Source organism: uncultured Clostridium sp., assembly GCF_937920395.1.
Classification (GTDB): domain Bacteria; phylum Bacillota; class Clostridia; order Clostridiales; family Clostridiaceae; genus Clostridium_AD.
The window spans coordinates 1-13,247 of record NZ_CALEVF010000053.1; the positions used below are offsets into that span (position 1 = coordinate 1).

Sequence of the window (13,247 nt, forward strand, 5' to 3'; positions counted from 1 at the left end):
GGAACAAAATTTATATCTTCCTTTTTTATAACCTCTAATATATTTATTATTGAATTTTCTTGATTTACGGTTATAAGCTCGGTTTCCATTAAGTCTTTTATTCTTTTAGTTTTATCTGGATTTTTTCTAAGAGCCGTTCTGATTTGTTTTAGGGTAATAAGACCTGTTAAATCATTATTTTTATCAACAACAAGTAAACTGTCTACACTGCTTGTCTTCATTATTTCAATTGCTTGGAGTATTGTTCGTTCTCCAACCGATTTTACAGGCTTATTTATCATAATATCTTTTGCCTTAATTAATTCGGGTTGATCCCATATTCTGTTTTTACCTACAAAGTCGCGTACAAAGTCATTAATAGGATTTTTTAATATTTCTGATGGTGTATCAAATTGAATAACATGTCCATCATGCATAATGCAAATTCTATCTGCTAGTTTTAATGCTTCATCCATATCATGAGTTACGAATATTATGGTTTTTTTGTATTCTTGTTGTATATTAAATACCTCATCTTGAAGTTGAGCTTTTGATATTGGGTCTAAGGCACTAAAGGGTTCATCCATGAGTATTATCTCGGGATTCATTACAAAGGCTCTTGCAACTCCTACTCTTTGTTGCTCACCACCACTTAATTGACTGGGATATTTATCTATGTACATTTTAGGATCTAGTCCTACGAGATCTAATAATTTAATTACTTTAGTATGTATTTTATTTTTATCCATTTTTTCTATAGAGGGTATTAATGATATATTGTCACCTATAGTTAAATGTGGGAGAAGTCCTGCTTGCTGTATAACATAACCCATATTACGTCTTAATTTTATGGTATTTTGATCTCCAATTTTTTTACCATTTATTAGTATTTCACCAGAAGTGGGGGTTAATAATTTATTAATCATTTTTAGAGTTGTAGTTTTTCCACAACCACTAGGTCCAATTAGAACAACTAATTCTTCATTTTTTATAGTAATATTTATGTCTTTTAATATTTGCCTACCATTAAAACTTTTATTTACATTTTTAAATTCAATCAAAGTTAAAGCCCCCTAATATTTTATGTGTAACAACTTAAATATAACGTTAAGTTGTTACATAGTATAGAATTTATTATAGCACTTATTTGTCGCTTTTTATGGTAAATTAATGTTTTATTAGAAAAAAAGTAGATTATTGTTAATAAAAAACATATATATTATTATATTAAAAAAACCCCCATATCACATTAATATAAAATGAGATACAGGGGGGTTAAAATTATTTAATTTCCATAAAGAAAAGCTTTAATTCGGTTATAACTACACTTGTCACAAATTACTATGAAGACATCTTTATCTTTAAATTTAGACTGCGGACCTGGCGAAAGCATTAGTTTATCATCACGCCGTATACCAATTATAGTTGCACCTGTACTTTGCCAAAATTTAGATTCAGATATAGTTTTATTTATGACAACCATTTCAGGTTGTATCTCAAATTCGTATGGTATAAATGGATTGCTATTTTTAAATCTACTAGAATAGTCGATTAGTTCATCAATAGAACAATCTATATTTTTATCCAACTCTTTTTTCTGTTCGAGTAAGTTAATAATATTTCGTTTAATAGAACTTATTGAATCTATATCTTTAAATTTATCAATAAACTTTAGACAATTATCCACAGAGGTGACTACTATTCCACTTCCTTTAGTAACGGTAACTATATTCATGTCGCTTAGAAGAGTTATAGATCTTCTTATAGTTTCTGGTGATACGTTATATTCACTCGCAAGGGAAGAACGACCATATAACTTATCCCCTATACAAAAATCTCCGGATAATATTCTGTTAGTAATATCAATAGCTATTTTTTTATAAATTGGTTTTAAAATATTGTTAGTTGGCATTTTTGATTTTATCAAAAGGAATATTTAAACTTTTGATAAATCCTCCTCTCGTATAATGTAGGTTTTAGCAAACTATCCATATAAATATTATTGTTTTTATAAGAATAAGTATAAATTACAATGTTAATATTGTCTATAGTATGTTATTTAAAATATAAACATAAAGTAAAGTACAAATGTGAAGACTAGTAAGCTTATTAAATTAATTAAATTTACAACTATAATATATAAAACTACAATATTATAGCATTCAATTAAATTATAATCTATATTTTTTATTGAGGTTTTAATATTAAAGACAACATATAATATTTAAAATATTTATCATAAAGTTCACAAAAAATAAGAATAAGTGTTCGTGTATTGGCGAATATAATTACCTTATTTCAGTAATAATAATTGGGTACAAAAAATTTACGGTAGGGAGTGTTAATAATGAAAAGTGTATCTTTAAAAATGAAAATATTAAGTGGAATGTTATCTGCAGGCATAGCTTTTTCTGGATCAAGTCTTGCATTTGCTACTGGTAACAACGATGCGAATGCAAAGAGTGCTACAAGTATAAATATCAAACATTCTCAAAGTAACAAAAAAGAAGCTAAAGAACATAGGGCAGAGATGGAGGCTACACTTCAAATTGTAGTTAAGGAGAGTGAAAACTCAAATATTATTACTAAAGCTGAAGGAGACAAGGTATTAGAATATGTGAAGGTAAAATATGATGAAAAACAAATGAATCACAAGAAAAATAAGGAAGGTAAATATGATGGTAAAAAAGGTGGATTATTTAACGACTTAGTTACAGAAGGTATCTTAACTAAGGAAAAATCGGATGCCCTTCGTGAAAATATGTATGCTAAAAGGACAGAAATTAAAACTGCCGAAATAAAAACTGGGTTAAAGGGTCTTGTGGATGATAAAGTAATAACAACTGAGCAAAGTAATAAAGTTCAAGCTAGTATAATGACAAGACAAACACAGAGAAAAGAAAACTTTAAAAAGATGCAAAATATGAGTGAAAAAGAAAGACAAGAATACATGAAGAAAATGGATGGTACTAAGGTTAATCCTATGAAGGCACTTGTTGATAATGGTACTATAACAAAAGAGCAAGAAGCTAAAATACAACAGGTATTGCCACATCACGGACATGGACATCATCACAAATAAAAGTGTAGCAAAATCATCATTCTCCTGCGTGCCTTGAAATAAGAGTTTGAAGCGTGAAATCTCATTAAGAAATTCTAATGTTTTGCTTAACATTATATTCTCAGCCTCTGGGTAGTTCGCTGGGGGGCGTAATAATTATTAATTATTACGTGCTCACACTTGACGTCCTGTCTCGGGTTCGCTACCCTGGGCCTCTGGGTAGTTCTCTGGGGGACATAACAATTATTAATTGTTATGTGTCCTGGCAGGTTTACGAGAATCTAATGTTGGCAAAACAAGAATTTCTAAATGAGATTTCAATTGCTTCTGCACCTCTTGTTTCAAGGCACTTCCGGAGAAGGATGATAATAATTTGGCACTGTTATGGTTGTACAGCTTCCTTTCAGGAAGGCTTGCGAGAGGGAGTCATTTTTTAAACAAGAATTTCTAAATGAGATTTCAATTGTTTCTGCACCTCTCCTTTTAAGGTACTTACGGAGAAAGATGATAATAATTCGGTTAGGGAAAGTCAAAGTCAAAAGAAAGTTCGAAACATGAAATCTCATTAAGGAATGATAATATTTTGCTTATGTAAAATTCTTATCCTATGGGCAGTTCTATGGGGAGAGTAACAATTATTATTTGATTCGACATTGTTATGGTTCTACAGCTTCCTTTCAGGAAGGCTTACGAGAGATTTACATTAGCGGAACAAGAATTTCTAAATGAGATTTCAATTGTTTTTGCACATCTCCTTTCAAGGCACTTCTGGAGAAAGATGATAATAATTCGGCATTGTTATGGTTATACAGCTTCCTTTTAGGAAGGCTTGCAAGAGATTTACATTAATGCCAATATTTCATTATCATTTCGAATATCAAGATAAGTTACACAACATTAACCTTGTTCATTCTCCTTATGGTTAATAAAATAAGGATTATGGATAAGATAATCACACTAGTAATGGTTGTTGTAAGATTTATATGTTTAAACTGAGTTGCTCCATCAACTAAATTGTAGGGAATAAATTTTGATATGCTTTTTATGCCTGTAATTGCTACAGAAAAATAGTTTACAACTAAAACTATAATTCCTGTAATTACTCCTTTTTGGATTATGCTACTACAAAATAATACTAAGGTTATTATAAAGAAGTAATATATTGATAATAGGCTTGCGGATGATAAGACTGATGAAAATGCAACTGGATTGCCTTTTAATAAAAGCCCAGAGTAATAGTAATTCACTGAAAATCCTATAAATGTAAAGATAGATAATGCTAGAGTATAATTTATTAATTTAGCAAGTACTATTCCAGTTGGTAGGCTTCCTTTAGAATAAGGAAATATAAGCTTTCCGGTGGTAATCTCATCGCTTAAACTACCACAAGTGGTGAAAATTATTACAAGGGTTACTATTTGAAACAAGTCCTTTATATAATTTTGCATACCTGTTAATTGAGTGATTGGAGGTAATAAAGTACTTATGTCTGCGGACCCCGTTGTTAGTTGGCTTTTTAATATTTCAGGTAAAAGTTTGACCATGATTGGGTCTGAAATTGCAAAGAACAGAAAACTTACAGCTAAGATTATATATTTATATTGCGATATTGATTCCAGAATTTCTTTTTTAAAATATGCTTTAAATGTGGGCATCTTTATTCACCAACTTTAAAAAAATTTCTTCAAGATTACTTTTTCTTAAATTAAATGACATCAAGTGATTAGGCTCTATAGCTAGGAGTTGCAATAGTTTACTTCTTGCTAAATTTATATCCTTAACATAAATATTAAGTTTGTTTTTATTACTTTGTATGTTTTCCACCCAATTTAGTTTAGAAAGTTTTTCTTTGAAATTTGAACAGTCATATTCGAATTCAAGATCATAAATTGGTTGAATATAATCATTTTTTAACTCTTCAAGACCTGCGGACACTACTATTTTCCCGTCTTTTAATATACTTACCTCATCGCATACTCTTTCTACGTCATTTAAAATATGAGTTGATAAAAAAACACTTACACCTTCATTTTTCAAACTATTAATAAATTCAAGAATTTCCATACGTCCCTCTGGATCTAATGCTGAGGTAGGTTCATCAAGAAATAATAATTCTGGTTTGTTAAATAGAGAGACACAAAGACCAAAACGTTGCTTCATTCCACCAGAGAACCCACTGAGTTTTCTATTTCCAGCATCCTTTAGGCCTACAATTTCTAAAATCTCATTAGACCTCTTCTTAATAGTTGTGATACTCATATTGCTGAGTCTTCCTATAAAATCTAAGTACTCATAACCAGTCATGTAGTTATAAAACACAGGATTTTGTGGAAGGTAGCCCACATTTTTTAAAATTCTTCTTTTATTTTTGTTGAAATCTTTACCGTTATACATTATGTCACCGCTATTATACCCAATTAATCCAGTAAGAATATTCATAGTGCTTGTCTTCCCTGACCCATTTTGTCCAAGAAAACCATGGATTTTTCCTCTTTTGATTTCGAAACTTATTCCCTTTAAAACCTCAAACTCTTTATAGTTTTTTGTTAGATTTGTAACTTTTAGCATAATTAACTCCTTTCTCTACCTAAAAGTAAATAAGCAATTGGACCTAGCAATTCACCAAAAATAATTATCAAAGCCCAAAGCCATTTTGGCAAGTATTTAACATTATCTTTAGAAAGTTTCAATAAACAAAAAACCATAAGGCCCAATTGGATGATGATAAGTGGAAGAAGGGTTTTTAAAAGTTCTATTGTTGTTAAATTCCCCATTTTGTGAACCTCCTCATAAAAATAAAATATATTGTATATTACAATGATTTAACGATTGAAAATATAAAAAGTTCACTATTTTATTATCTTTTTTTTCTTTTTATTTTTGTTGAATATTATTCTAGTAACTATTAGATATATAATTAATGATTCTGGTATATTTATTAGACCTACAAAACCCCAAATCCAATAGAATTTTTCTCCTCGCTTTTTTGCGTCTTTAAAAATCCAGGCCGCTTGAAATAATAGAAATGGTGCTATGCAAATCAAAAGAATAATTAATGATTTTGTATCCAATTTAGGATGCATATTAATTACCCCCAGTTTGTAATATTTTGGCTAATGGAATTATTACAATTGGCATAAGAATGAAGGTTAACAATTCATAGTATACGAAAAAATTATCACCAAAATAAAATGTTATTAAAATTAAAGATGAAATAATTAATGAGGACAATGATATAAAAAAGATAAATTCTAAAGAGTTTTTTCTGTTTTGTTTTATTAGTTCTCCTTTTTTAATAATTTCAAGTATATTTATATCACAATTTAAAATATCTGGTTTTAAAATATCCATTTTATTTAAAGCTAAATTTAGTTTGTCAGATAAAATTATTTCTTCAGTTGACATATTTTTTTCAACTTTATCTGGTAGCTCATTATAATATTTATCTATTACTTTTTTATACATATTTTCTGAGTTTTTCATTCACATTATCCCCTTTCTATCTAGCTCCGAAATAATATATTTTATACAATTGTGAAGTCTTGAACGAACAGTTCCTATAGGGCATTTTAAAATTCCTGCAATTTCTTCGTATTTGTAACCATAATAATGCTTTAATATAAAAACTGCTCTTTTTTCATAAGGTAGTTTCAATAATATTTCCTTAACTGCATTATATTCAATATTAAAAATTACAGATCTTTCAGGGCTAATTTCCTTTGTTTCGATATTCTCAGAAATTAATTCTAAATTTTTGGTCTTTCTAAGTAAATCTCTATATAAATTAGTAGCTATAGTAATTAGCCAGGTAGAAAATTTGGCATTAGGGATAAATTTTTTAATATGTATAACTGCTTTTAACATAGTTTCTTGCACGATATCTTGGGCTATATCGATATTTCCAGTCATTTTTATAACGTAGCCCTGTAATATTGGATAATTCGCACTTAGTAAAGTATTTAAAGCACTTATATTACCGGATTTAGCTTTTTCAATTAAGTTTATATTATCCAATACCTCACCACCTATATAAATTAAACGTACGTCATTAAAAATAGTTCATTTATTTGCGTTTAACGAATGTAACATAATATATAATACTAATATACAGCATATCCCATAAGGAATTCAGTTATTTTTTCCCGTTTAGTTGCTCAGCAAATATTCTTGATAAATACATACCAGTGTTTTTTACCTGTGCTATAGTAGAATTATTATCGCCTACCTCAACAAGTACGGCAGTGTTACTTTGAGCTTGATTATAGAAATTCCATCCCCAGTCACGATAAGTGATTTCTAGGGGATTTATAAGATTTGGAAATAATTTATTTGATATTCCAACCATGGAGTCTACTAGTTTTATCTGCTTAGCATACCTAGGATTTTGACGTGTAACTACAAACATAAATTTAGCGACATCTTCTCCATTTATTTTAGTTGTTATTACGTTTTTACCAGAAACACCATCTCTATGTAAATCTATAATTAAATCAAAATTACCATATTTTTTTAAATACCTAGCTAAGGTAATTCCAGAATTTTTATACGATGAATTATAATCAGGTATATTATTTACAGTCTTATCGTGTATAACGGAAATTCCATATTTCGTTTCTAATTGGGATGCGATTACATCACCTACAGCGACTACATTTAGTGATTCATTGGAATTGAAAAAGTTTTTAGTTTTATCACTGTCTGATGATTTATAAGATTCTGTGGTATGAGAATGATATATTAGTACTCGTGGATTTGATTTATTTAGATTTTGCTTTAAATCGTTATTAAAGAGGTTTGATACATCAGTAGGAACATTGGACTTATTTACCTGATTGTCAAGCAATTTGAAAGGAATAATTGTATTTATATCATCAACTTCATTATTTACACTAGGACTAACATAATTGTTGTTCAAATATGCAATTTGTTTTGTTATTATTGATATAGGGTTAGAAAAGTCCACTCCTAAAAATGATAAAATTGGATGTTTTGTTATACCAACTTCATTATTTGTCTTTCCCTTAGGAGTAATTGCAGCTATTGTATTCTTAATAACCATCGTGTAAAAGTAATTTTGAGGAGACTTTACTGTATTATCTGCTTTAGCACTTTCGGGTAAAATTAAGCCTAGTAAAAAAACAATGAGTAATACATTAATAATTTTTCTACCATTTTTATTTTTTCTAACCTCATTCCATCCCATATTCAGCCTCCCCATTAAAATAATTTAGTTGAATTTAGATTATGATAACTGTATTAATAATTTATATACTAATATATTTACTTGCTTTATTAGTTAGATGGGACCTTTTGAGTATTCTTTAAGGCTGAAACTAGTGAATTTACACAAGCTTCAATATCACTATTGCTGGACGTAGTATTTCCGAGTTCAATAAGTGCTGAATTATTAGATAGATCTTGATTATAAAAAGATATTCCATATTGATAAAAGAGTATCCCTGTTTCAATAACTTTTGAATTTTTAATATTTACTATTAGACTGTCAACAAATCTTTTATTTGCTTTATAACGAGGGTTTGATTTAGTAACTGCAAATAACATTATTTTTGCATCTGATTTGTTTTCTACTGTTGAATCTCGATGTATGTCTAGTAAAATAGTATTTGAATATTGCTTTACATTTTTTGTTATCATATTACGAGTTGCAGAATATGAATTATTATAATTTTTAGTTGGGTTAACTTTTACAAAATGGCTATTGAAACCTTCTTTAACAAGCTTATCATTTATTAAAGCACCTACATCTGTTACTTTTATTCCGGAAGGGTAGGCTTCATTAGGATGGCTATTGTAAATTACTATGTCAGCCGAAAATGGCACTGTAGGATTAGTAGTAATAGTGGTTGACGACTTTTTAGAAGTTACTATTGGTGTTTTTATTTGTAATGTTGTGGCTTTGGCAATATTTTTATCTAAACTTATGCTCGAAGTGTTTATAGCGATACCAAAACCACCTATAATAAAAACAGCTATAGCACCTAGTAATATACCTTTAATGTTTATCTTACTATATTTTGAAATCATAATAATCCTCCTTTTCATTTCCAACTTATTTAAAACCATTGAAGTGGCGCCAGTGAGCCTATTGCTTTTTCCACCTAATTCCAATACCTTTATTATTGTATTTCCATATAGTATATTTTCACTTTCTCCTAAATAGGAAATAACTTGACCATCACAGCAAATTTCACAATCCTGTCTCATTTTATAAAAACCATAGAGCAAGATTGGGTTAAACCAGTAAATCATAGATAATAAAGTAGCAGTCCAATTTATTATTAAGTCCTTGCTTTTTAAATGGATTAGTTCATGTATTATGATATATTTAAATTCTTCATCACAAATATTTGTGGCTACGCTTACTGGTATTAATATTTTTGGGCTAAATAGTCCACATAAAGAAGGACTACTTAATTTATCAGAATATGTTAACTCGACATCAGTTCTTATATTCATATCTTTCATGCATTCATTTAGAATATTTTTGTGTGTGATGTTTACATTTTTAAAAGAATATCTAATTATATTATTTAGTCTTTTATATCCTATAACTAATTTCCCTATTAATAAAACAAGACCAAACAACCATATGAAGCAAAATGCTCCTTCGATATTTAACTTTGGGGTTAAGGGAATGCTTATAGTGTTAATAATTACATCTTTATTTAGAGGAGGTAACTTACTTATTAATTTTGAAGCCCAAAGGTCTGAAACTTTAAGTTCTGTTGAAGAATTAGTTTGTGTTATTTGTGTTATTTGTGTTATTTGTGTTTGTGCGTGAAAATTATTATTTAAATTAGAAATGTTTAATGGGCTTTGTGGCCCAATGGGAATTATAAACTTTATAATTAAAATTAACCATATATAATAGCGAAAAGTAAAATTCAACTTATTTCTAAACATACCTTTTATAATTAATATCATAAGTACAATTATGCTGCCTATTAAAGATGAAATTACAATCTTTCCAAAAACATCTAATAAGTTCATATACATCAACCTTTCGTTTTTTTTGCTCGATCTAGTATGTTTTTCAACTCAGCTATATCGGTTTCAGATATTTCTTCCGACTGGGTGAAGGTTAAGAGTAGAGATTTCATAGAACCATTAAATACTCTATTGATGAAGGATTTGCTTTCTATTTTTACACATTCATCTTCTGATACTAAAGGAAAATATAAATATTCATATCCAACTTTATTGAACCCTATTGCTAATTTAGTTAATAATCTGTTTATTAGAGTTTTAACTGTAGCAGGCTTCCATTCAGATTTATCCTTTAGTTCGTTTATAATATTTATTGCTGAAATATCAGGACTAACCCATATTATCTTCATTATTTCCCATTCTGCATTTGTTATTTTAGGAATTTCATACATTTTATAACGCCTCATTTCAATTACAATTGAAATTGCTTAGTTTACAATTGTAATTTGTATTATTTCTATACTATATTCTTTAAAATAATAATTATTACAGCTTTTTTTCATATTAAAAAGATACAATTGTGTGGTTGTAGTATAGTAGAGTTAAATAAAAATTTATTGGAAAGGATAAGGTGTTTAAATTATAGATAATCTGATATGTTCAGATTTGTTTAGATTTAATTAACCAGGTATGATATGAATAAGCAGGATTTAATAAGAATAGCATCGGACTTTGTTGAAAACTCAAAGGACAATTATATATCAAATGAAATTGCCATTTCTGAAAGTGTTGTGGGAATGAAGATTTTTGAAACACCAATATTCGGATTTGCTGATTCTGATGATGAGTACTTTACATTATTTAAAGAACCTACTGTAATTGGAAAAGATTTTTTAAAACCAAAAGAATGGTTATCACAATCAAAGTCGGTTATTTCGTTTTTTTTACCATTTAGTGAAGTAGTTAAAAGGGGAAATAGGAGAGAAAAGGTATGGCCTTCTGAAGAATGGTTGCATGGACGTATCGAAGGTCAAGCTTTTATAAACAAGCTATGTATATATCTAAAGTCAGAATTAATAAATGCTGGATATAATAGTATAGTGCCTACATTGGATGAGAGATTCTGGATGAAAGGTGAACTTAATAATAATTCTCCACATCCTGAAGCGTCATTTACTAGCAATTGGTCAGAAAGACACGCTGCCTTTGTTGGTGGACTTGGAACATTTGGACTTTCTAAAGGGTTAATAACGGCAAAAGGTATGTCAGGAAGAATTGGCAGCATCATCACAGAATTGTATTTGTCACCTAGAAAAAGAGAGTATGAAAATATATATGAGTATTGCTCAAAGTGTGGTGCTTGTGTTAGAAAATGTCCAGTTAATGCAATATCTTTAGATAAGGGTAAAAATCATATTATATGCTCTAATTTTGTAGACACAACATATGAAAAATACAAACCAAGATATGGGTGTGGAAAATGTCAGACAGGGGTACCTTGTGAAAGTCATATCCCTACTAAGCACTATGAAATAAACGAACTTTAAGTTAATTCGAATCTTTCTAGAAATATGAAATAAAGGAACAATAAAAAACGACTATGTAAACATAATCGTTTTTGCTGTTAATATTAATGTTATTTTATATACTTTTTTCTTTTTTATATTAAGTAAGGTAAAAATAGTGTTGCAAGTCCTAGGAAGAAAAAGAATCCTAAAACGTCTGTTACTGTGGTAACAAACACAGCAGAGGCAAGTGCTGGATCGATATTGAGTTTTCTTAGGATAACTGGGACTGTAAAACCTGATATGGTTGCAGCTACCATGTTTAGTACCATAGAAATACCAATAACTACTCCAAAAACAATATTCTTTTCCCATAGGTAACCTAAGAATGCTACTGCAATACCCATGGCGATTCCTGTAAATAGGCCTACACCAAATTCCTTCAATAATATTTTTAAGGAATTTTTGGCAGTTACTTCTCCTAGTGCTATGCTACGAATAATTATTGTTAGAGTTTGGGTGCCTGCATTACCTCCCATACCTGCAACTATTGGCATGAAGGTGGCTAAGGCTACCACCTTTTGTATTGTTCCTTCGAAAAGGCTAACAGTTGCGGCGGCTAAGATTGCAGTTAATAAATTTACAAATAACCAGGGTAATCTACTTCTCACGGCAGATTTAAGTGAGCCAGTGACCTTTTCATCTTCTTTTATACCTGCAAGACGATATAAATCCTCAGTATGTTCATCACTAAGAATCTCCATTACATCATCTGAAGTTACTATCCCTAAAATCTGCATAGATTCATTTACTACGGGCATAGTTAGATAACCATATTTCTCGAATATGTGGCCAACCTCTTCTTTATCCATATCAACTGGTATGCTCATGGCATTATCGTTCATAATATCGGATATTTTCACATTAAAGGTGTTAATTACAATTTCGCGAAGGGATATAACTCCCTTTAAAAGAGCATTTTCATCAACTACATATATATAATAGGCATTATCTACGTCAGGTGCTTCCTTCTGAAGGTAACTAAGAGTCTCGCCTATAGTCATATTTTCTTCTATACTTACAAATTCAGTTGCCATAATTCCACCAGCACTATCTGGAGGGTAGGTTAACAATTCTGTTACTTCAGCAACATCTTCTTTATCAAGCTTTATCATTATGTTTTTAGCTTCATCTTCTGTTACTGCTTCTAATAAATCAACCAATTCATCTGAGGACATTTCATGTATAATTTTCTTTTGCATGAGATCTTCATGAATTGATAGTAAATCATATTTTTCATCATCATCCGCATCATCAATAATATCTGCAATGATATTTGGAGATAGTTTTTTAAATAAATCTAATTTTAATCCTTCGTATTGCCTGATAGCTATTAAAATATCAGCAGGATGAATAAACTGAATAAGTTTGTTTACTTCATCTATAGATTCAGTTAATAAAAACTCAGTTAGTTCTATTTCGTTTAGTTTATGTGACATGCTTATACCTCCTTCCATAAAAACAGCTTTTTAGCACAGTACTAAAAAGCTTAAGTAATTAAGATAATTTATTATATTCCATCAGGTACTGTAGTGTCAACTGTTTGAACCCTCGCCCACCTATAGAGGATGGGTGATTCTTATTTAGAAGGAAGTTTACAATTACTTTAAACCTAACTAAGCTAGGAAGCCTTATTCCCTTTGGCGTGTCCAAGGACGCCCTACACTGTAAGCTTTACGCTCCCAGCTTACATT

At 29.6% G+C, this 13,247-nt stretch carries 14 protein-coding genes; 2 read left to right on the forward strand and 12 right to left on the reverse strand.

Annotated features, from left to right (window positions below):
* Both Q0649_RS06340 and Q0649_RS06345 read right to left on the reverse strand, forming a co-directional pair.
* The coding region (locus Q0649_RS06340; protein ID WP_298838960.1) for an ABC transporter ATP-binding protein at positions 1-1,040 on the reverse strand (1,040 nt) is incomplete at its 3' end.
* 224 nt (positions 1,041-1,264) lie between these two features.
* The gene (locus tag Q0649_RS06345; protein ID WP_298838991.1) at positions 1,265-1,891 is read right to left on the reverse strand and encodes a TrkA C-terminal domain-containing protein; all 627 of its coding nucleotides are present in this window, start codon (positions 1,889-1,891) and stop codon (positions 1,265-1,267) included.
* A 435-nt stretch (positions 1,892-2,326) separates the two neighbouring features.
* Here Q0649_RS06345 and Q0649_RS06350 point away from each other — a divergent pair, with 435 nt between their 5' ends.
* A complete protein-coding gene (locus Q0649_RS06350) occupies positions 2,327-3,061 on the forward strand; it encodes a hypothetical protein (protein WP_298838961.1) in 735 nt (244 codons plus the stop codon).
* Between the two features lie 866 nt (positions 3,062-3,927).
* Here Q0649_RS06350 and Q0649_RS06355 read toward each other — a convergent pair.
* From Q0649_RS06355 to Q0649_RS06395, 9 genes are all read right to left on the reverse strand, one after another.
* Positions 3,928-4,695 (reverse strand): hypothetical protein, encoded by a 768-nt coding sequence (locus Q0649_RS06355; RefSeq protein ID WP_298838963.1) that lies wholly within the window; start codon positions 4,693-4,695, stop codon positions 3,928-3,930.
* Positions 4,682-5,608 carry an ABC transporter ATP-binding protein gene (locus Q0649_RS06360; RefSeq protein ID WP_298838964.1) on the reverse strand — a complete coding sequence of 309 codons (927 nt, stop codon included), beginning with the start codon at positions 5,606-5,608 and terminating at the stop codon, positions 4,682-4,684. Before Q0649_RS06360 ends, Q0649_RS06355 begins: the two co-directional genes overlap by 14 nt.
* Before the next feature lie 2 nt (positions 5,609-5,610).
* Positions 5,611-5,814 carry a PLD nuclease N-terminal domain-containing protein gene (locus Q0649_RS06365; RefSeq protein WP_298838966.1) on the reverse strand — a complete coding sequence of 68 codons (204 nt, stop codon included), beginning with the start codon at positions 5,812-5,814 and terminating at the stop codon, positions 5,611-5,613.
* 75 nt (positions 5,815-5,889) lie between these two features.
* Entirely contained in the window at positions 5,890-6,123 is a 234-nt protein-coding gene (locus Q0649_RS06370) for a sigmaY antisigma factor component (protein WP_298838968.1), read from the reverse strand.
* A 1-nt stretch (position 6,124) separates the two neighbouring features.
* Positions 6,125-6,523: a hypothetical protein gene (locus Q0649_RS06375; RefSeq protein ID WP_298838971.1), complete on the reverse strand. Its 399-nt coding sequence runs from the start codon at positions 6,521-6,523 to the stop codon at positions 6,125-6,127.
* Positions 6,524-7,054 carry an RNA polymerase sigma factor SigY gene (gene sigY / locus Q0649_RS06380; protein WP_298838973.1) on the reverse strand — a complete coding sequence of 177 codons (531 nt, stop codon included), beginning with the start codon at positions 7,052-7,054 and terminating at the stop codon, positions 6,524-6,526.
* 118 nt (positions 7,055-7,172) lie between these two features.
* Positions 7,173-8,243: a stage II sporulation protein P gene (locus tag Q0649_RS06385; protein ID WP_298838976.1), complete on the reverse strand. Its 1,071-nt coding sequence runs from the start codon at positions 8,241-8,243 to the stop codon at positions 7,173-7,175.
* Positions 8,244-8,332: 89 nt separating this feature from the next.
* Entirely contained in the window at positions 8,333-10,051 is a 1,719-nt protein-coding gene (locus tag Q0649_RS06390; RefSeq protein WP_298838979.1) for a M56 family metallopeptidase, read from the reverse strand.
* A 5-nt stretch (positions 10,052-10,056) separates the two neighbouring features.
* Complete coding sequence (locus Q0649_RS06395) at positions 10,057-10,440, reverse strand: BlaI/MecI/CopY family transcriptional regulator (RefSeq protein WP_298838982.1); 384 nt, start codon at positions 10,438-10,440, stop codon at positions 10,057-10,059.
* 243 nt (positions 10,441-10,683) lie between these two features.
* Between Q0649_RS06395 and Q0649_RS06400 the strand changes: the two genes are divergently transcribed.
* A complete protein-coding gene (locus tag Q0649_RS06400) occupies positions 10,684-11,535 on the forward strand; it encodes a 4Fe-4S binding protein (protein ID WP_298838985.1) in 852 nt (283 codons plus the stop codon).
* A 113-nt stretch (positions 11,536-11,648) separates the two neighbouring features.
* On the opposite strand, the gene mgtE is transcribed toward Q0649_RS06400, so the two are convergent.
* Positions 11,649-12,992, reverse strand: coding sequence for a magnesium transporter (gene mgtE / locus Q0649_RS06405; protein WP_298838988.1), 1,344 nt, complete (start codon positions 12,990-12,992; stop codon positions 11,649-11,651).
* Between the last annotated feature and the right edge of the window lie 255 nt (positions 12,993-13,247).

Bases quoted from the DNA above. Each gene is read 5' to 3' on its own strand.
- Q0649_RS06345 (WP_298838991.1), bottom strand. From the start codon at position 1,891: ATGCCAACTAACAATATTTTAAAACCAATTTATAAAAAAATAGCTATT.
- Q0649_RS06350 (WP_298838961.1), top strand. From the start codon at position 2,327: ATGAAAAGTGTATCTTTAAAAATGAAAATATTAAGTGGAATGTTATCT.
- Q0649_RS06355 (WP_298838963.1), bottom strand. From the start codon at position 4,695: ATGCCCACATTTAAAGCATATTTTAAAAAAGAAATTCTGGAATCAATA.
- Q0649_RS06360 (WP_298838964.1), bottom strand. From the start codon at position 5,608: ATGCTAAAAGTTACAAATCTAACAAAAAACTATAAAGAGTTTGAGGTT.
- Q0649_RS06365 (WP_298838966.1), bottom strand. From the start codon at position 5,814: ATGGGGAATTTAACAACAATAGAACTTTTAAAAACCCTTCTTCCACTT.
- Q0649_RS06370 (WP_298838968.1), bottom strand. From the start codon at position 6,123: ATGCATCCTAAATTGGATACAAAATCATTAATTATTCTTTTGATTTGC.
- Q0649_RS06375 (WP_298838971.1), bottom strand. From the start codon at position 6,523: ATGAAAAACTCAGAAAATATGTATAAAAAAGTAATAGATAAATATTAT.
- Q0649_RS06385 (WP_298838976.1), bottom strand. From the start codon at position 8,243: ATGGGATGGAATGAGGTTAGAAAAAATAAAAATGGTAGAAAAATTATT.
- Q0649_RS06390 (WP_298838979.1), bottom strand. From the start codon at position 10,051: ATGAACTTATTAGATGTTTTTGGAAAGATTGTAATTTCATCTTTAATA.
- Q0649_RS06395 (WP_298838982.1), bottom strand. From the start codon at position 10,440: ATGTATGAAATTCCTAAAATAACAAATGCAGAATGGGAAATAATGAAG.
- Q0649_RS06400 (WP_298838985.1), top strand. From the start codon at position 10,684: ATGAATAAGCAGGATTTAATAAGAATAGCATCGGACTTTGTTGAAAAC.
- mgtE (WP_298838988.1), bottom strand. From the start codon at position 12,992: ATGTCACATAAACTAAACGAAATAGAACTAACTGAGTTTTTATTAACT.